Source organism: uncultured Mucilaginibacter sp., from assembly GCF_903913935.1.
GTDB lineage: Bacteria > Bacteroidota > Bacteroidia > Sphingobacteriales > Sphingobacteriaceae > Mucilaginibacter.
This window is the reverse complement of record NZ_CAIWNH010000045.1, coordinates 1-4,117: the sequence shown is the minus strand read 5'-3', so window position 1 is coordinate 4,117 and position 4,117 is coordinate 1. Positions and strand designations below refer to the sequence as shown.

Annotated in this window: 3 protein-coding genes; 1 reads left to right on the top strand and 2 read right to left on the bottom strand. The window is 44.3% G+C overall.

From position 1 onward, the window contains the following. Positions 1-179: 179 nt before the first annotated feature. The gene (locus QZY09_RS01820; protein WP_295667445.1) at positions 180-617 is read right to left on the bottom strand and encodes a hypothetical protein; all 438 of its coding nucleotides are present in this window, start codon (positions 615-617) and stop codon (positions 180-182) included. 78 nt (positions 618-695) lie between these two features. Beyond that, positions 696-2,576 (bottom strand): M61 family metallopeptidase, encoded by a 1,881-nt coding sequence (locus tag QZY09_RS01815; RefSeq protein WP_295667442.1) that lies wholly within the window; start codon positions 2,574-2,576, stop codon positions 696-698. Positions 2,577-2,867: 291 nt separating this feature from the next. On the opposite strand from QZY09_RS01815, the gene QZY09_RS01810 reads away from it, so the two are divergent. After that, on the top strand, positions 2,868-3,902 hold the full coding sequence (locus QZY09_RS01810; RefSeq protein ID WP_295667440.1) for a cyclopropane-fatty-acyl-phospholipid synthase family protein: 1,035 nt from the start codon (positions 2,868-2,870) through the stop codon (positions 3,900-3,902). The last annotated feature ends 215 nt before the right edge of the window (positions 3,903-4,117 follow it).

Here is a 4,117-nt window from a genome sequence, read left to right as displayed (position 1 = left end):
GTTAATGATAAGGTATTGTAGTTGCAAACTACATGCATAGTAGTCCGTTAATGATAAGGTATTGTAGTTGCAAACTACATGCATAGTAGTCCGTTAATGATAAGGTATTGTAGTTGCAAACTACATGCATAGTAGTCCGTAGATACAATCTACGGACAGCGGACAGCGATCCACGCAAACTACGCACAGCGGGCACAATAATAGAGTATTGTCGCAATTGTCAACTGCTCATGTTTTTTTTCAAAAACTGCTACATCGGTTTCCCCTGCATCATCGGGATCATCAAAAAAATATTTTTCGTTATCACCCAAAACACCCCAAAATTTTGACATATGATCGCCTGATCTGCCAAATCTTATCAACAATAGGTTGGCATTGCTCATATCAGAATAAACTTCCAAACATTTTATTATCTGCACTTTTAAATTGAAGTTTTCAACATCAAAATGGGCATCAGGCTCAACCACTTTTTGTTTAATTAAATATTGATAAATATCCCTTTGATATTTCAATATTCGATAATCTTCAATATAGACGCTCTGTTGGCAAAAAACTTCTTTCACATTAAAGATGCTTATTACCATCAAAAACACGCTAAAAATCAGTCTATTTTTCATTACTTCTTATCTTTCGCCTGCTGGTGCCGACCAAAAAGTAAGCATCTTTTAGGCCAGCACCGTTTCCGTTGCATGCTTTTATTGCACCTTTGACGACAACCACTTACTCCTGAAATCTTTTTGATCCTGGGTTAATTCCTTGCCGGCTTTTTCAAAGGTAACCACTTCCTGGTAAGGGTTTTCTTCCAGCGTTACCGTAGTTTCGTGGTTGCCGGTGCGGTTTTTATAGTTCACCACAATTTTATCGCCTATGTTTTTGGTGGCCACAATATCATCCACCTCTTTCTCTTCTTTCACTTCTTTTCCGTCAACCTTTAAAATTACATCGCCGGCATCAAGGCCTGCTTTATAAACCGGCGTACCTATTACGGTACTGGTTAAAATGGGGATGCCCTCGCTGCCGCTGGTACGCGCCTGCCCCGACCGGCCCCTGCGGCCCGAGCCGGTTAAGGAACCTGCCCATGCTTTGCCCGGCGCCGCTTTGCGCAGCAATAGCCCGGCTTTGGCCAGCAGTGTTTCGTAATTGCTTTTATCAACCCCATAAATGCAGTGGTTAAAAAAGTCAGCAGCAAATTTGGGGTTATTGGTTACTTTGGCAAGGTCGGCCTGCAGGTCGGGTACGGTATAAGGTTTCATTACTTTACCCCTGTCCAGCCAAACGGTGCGCATGTAATCGTCCAGCGTCAGGTGAAAATCGCTGCGCAGGATCAGGTCGAGCGCCAGTGCGGTAGCGCCGCCATATAAATAATAGCTGGTAAATACATTGTTATCATTGTTCGGGTCGATAGAAACACCGGCATCCGCAAATACAGCGTACCGGCTCATTTGTGTCGGCGGGTATTTGGCCGCGGCAGGCGTATGCAGCACCGAATTAACCAGCCCGCTCAAAGTATGGGTATAATCGTCAACCGTATGAAAGCCGGACCGCTCCAGCAGCAGTTCGCCGTAATATTGGGTAAAACCTTCAGCAAACCAAAGTTCGCTGCTCATATTGGCATGCTCGAAATTAAAGGGCTCCAATGATTTGGGGCGGATACGTTTCACATTCCAGCTATGGAAATACTCATGTGAAAAGACGCTCAGGAAGGGCACTTCATTCCCTTCTACCTTATCAGCCGGCAACACAATGCAGGTGGAGTTGCGGTGCTCCATGCCATCGCCTGATACGGTTGGGTAAACATCATTAAGGAAAGTATATTCGCCAAAATCATAGGCAGGTAATTCGCCGAATACGGCTTTTTCTTCCAGCACAACTTTTTGCACCATTTTACCAAAGTTATCGATCACCGGCTGTGCATCGTCGGAGTGTACAGTTAGATTGATCTTTTCGGTTTTACCATCGGCATTCACCACATCCCAGCTGCTCTCTTTAAAGCCTGACAACTCGGTGGGGCTGTCCATCATGTATTGCAGGTTAGGTGCGCTGTACACATTGGCACCTTCATGTTTTAGTTGTGTTGCTACCTTCCAGCCATATTTATCCAGGTCGTTAAATGCAAATTTTACCGGGCGTGCTTCCTGTTCCTTACCAACTACCCACATAAAGGCGGCAGGCATATTCAGGTGCGCATGGCTTTCGTCAATACTGGCATAGGTACCGTCGGTCCAGTTGGCAAACAGCGTATAACTGATCCTTACCGTAGCCGGGTGATCTTGGGCCACCTGGAAAACGTCGCCCTCCAGTTGCTTTAAGGCGATAATTGCGCCATCAACGGTAGTGGCTTTTACGTTGTAAACATTTTTGCCAAACTCGTGCGTGGCATAGCGCCCCGCTGATGAACGGCTCATCCGCACATTGAAAGGCCCGGAAGGTGCCGAAGGGATGGTGATCATGATCTCCGCCTCGTGATGCGCAGCATTGGCGAAAGACACTTCGTAAAAAATGGCCTTTTGCGCCTCCTGGGCATTGGACAGGGCAATTATAAAGCAGAAAACAGCTAAAAAGATCAGTTTTTTCATAAATATGGGGTCAGTTATCAGTACTAAAATTAACAGCGCTGAATTTACTATTAAATCGGTAAAAGTTTTATATCAATATTATTACGATAAATGAAGAACATTAAAAAACGTTTTCAACCCTCTTTTTTGCAAGCATTAAAGTGGGTAATGCTATTCTTCCTATTTTCTCAACCAAAATATAGCTAAAAGCTCTAAAATTTTGATTTTCGCAATCCGTACCTTTTCAAAAAACGTAACTTCAACCACAAAACAATAACAAAAACGATTTGGCAAAAAGCCAAAGCTGCACACATGTGGTACGATAAACTGATTGAACAAAACAAAGTCCCTGATTTTTTATTAAGGCAGGGCATCCGGAAATTATTACAGCAGCGGCTGGATGATGAAAACAAAGGCGACGTGGAAACACAGCAGGCGCACCTGATGGCGCTGATCGAACAGCTTAAAGCCTCACCCATCGCCGTAAATACGGCGGATGCCAACCAGCAGCATTATGAAGTACCGACCCAGTTTTACCAGTACTGCCTGGGCAAAAACCTCAAATACTCCAGCGGGTACTGGAAACCGGGCGTAACGGATATTGATACTTCGGAAGATGATATGCTGGAACTCACCTGCCAGCGTGCGGAACTTGCCAGCGGCCAAACGGTGTTGGAACTGGGTTGCGGCTGGGGTTCATTGTCGCTGTACATGGCTGCAAAATTTCCGGGGAGTACTTTTAAAGTGGTTTCCAATTCGCGTACCCAAAAACAACATATCGACGGGCAGGCTAAACAACGCGGTATTAAAAATTTGACGGTGATCACCGCCGACATGAATACCTTTAGCATTGATGAACAATTCGACAGGATCGTATCCGTTGAAATGTTTGAGCATATGCGGAATTATCAATTGCTGATGAAAAAAGTGGCTTCTTTTTTAAAAACAGAAGGAAAGCTGTTTATCCATATTTTCACCCATAAGGAGTATGCCTACCTTTTTGAGGTAAAGGACGATACCGACTGGATGAGTAAATACTTTTTTACCGGGGGCATTATGCCCAGTGACGACCTGCTGTTTTATTTTAACGATGACCTTTCTGTCGAAAAGCACTGGCATGTTAACGGCACCCATTACGGCAAAACATCCGAGGCCTGGCTAAAAAACATGGACGCGCACAAAGCGGAGATCATGCCCTTATTTGAAGATACCTATGGCAAGGACCAGGCCGTAAAATGGTGGGTTTACTGGCGCATATTTTATATGGCCTGCGCCGAGTTATGGAATTTTAACAAGGGCAACGAATGGATCGTGAGCCATTATTTATTTCACAAAAACGCAAAATAAAGCGATGCCGTTAAGAGGCTGTCTCAAAAGTCGATTGTATCAAAAGGTTACCAAATAATATTTGCCTCTGCGATCTTTGCGTTCTCGTCTCCGTGATCTCTGTGGTTAAATTTTACCACAGAGTGCTCAAAGAAGGCGCAGAGAGGCACAGAGTTTTTATAGCGCAAAATATAATTTTGTATAATCCGTCTTTGTTCTACTTATGATACAGCCTC

What these genes read in the sequence shown, in the direction of transcription:
- QZY09_RS01820 (WP_295667445.1), bottom strand. Translation starts at nt 617, where the DNA reads ATGAAAAATAGACTGATTTTTAGCGTGTTTTTGATGGTAATAAGCATC.
- QZY09_RS01815 (WP_295667442.1), bottom strand. Translation starts at nt 2,576, where the DNA reads ATGAAAAAACTGATCTTTTTAGCTGTTTTCTGCTTTATAATTGCCCTG.
- QZY09_RS01810 (WP_295667440.1), top strand. Translation starts at nt 2,868, where the DNA reads ATGTGGTACGATAAACTGATTGAACAAAACAAAGTCCCTGATTTTTTA.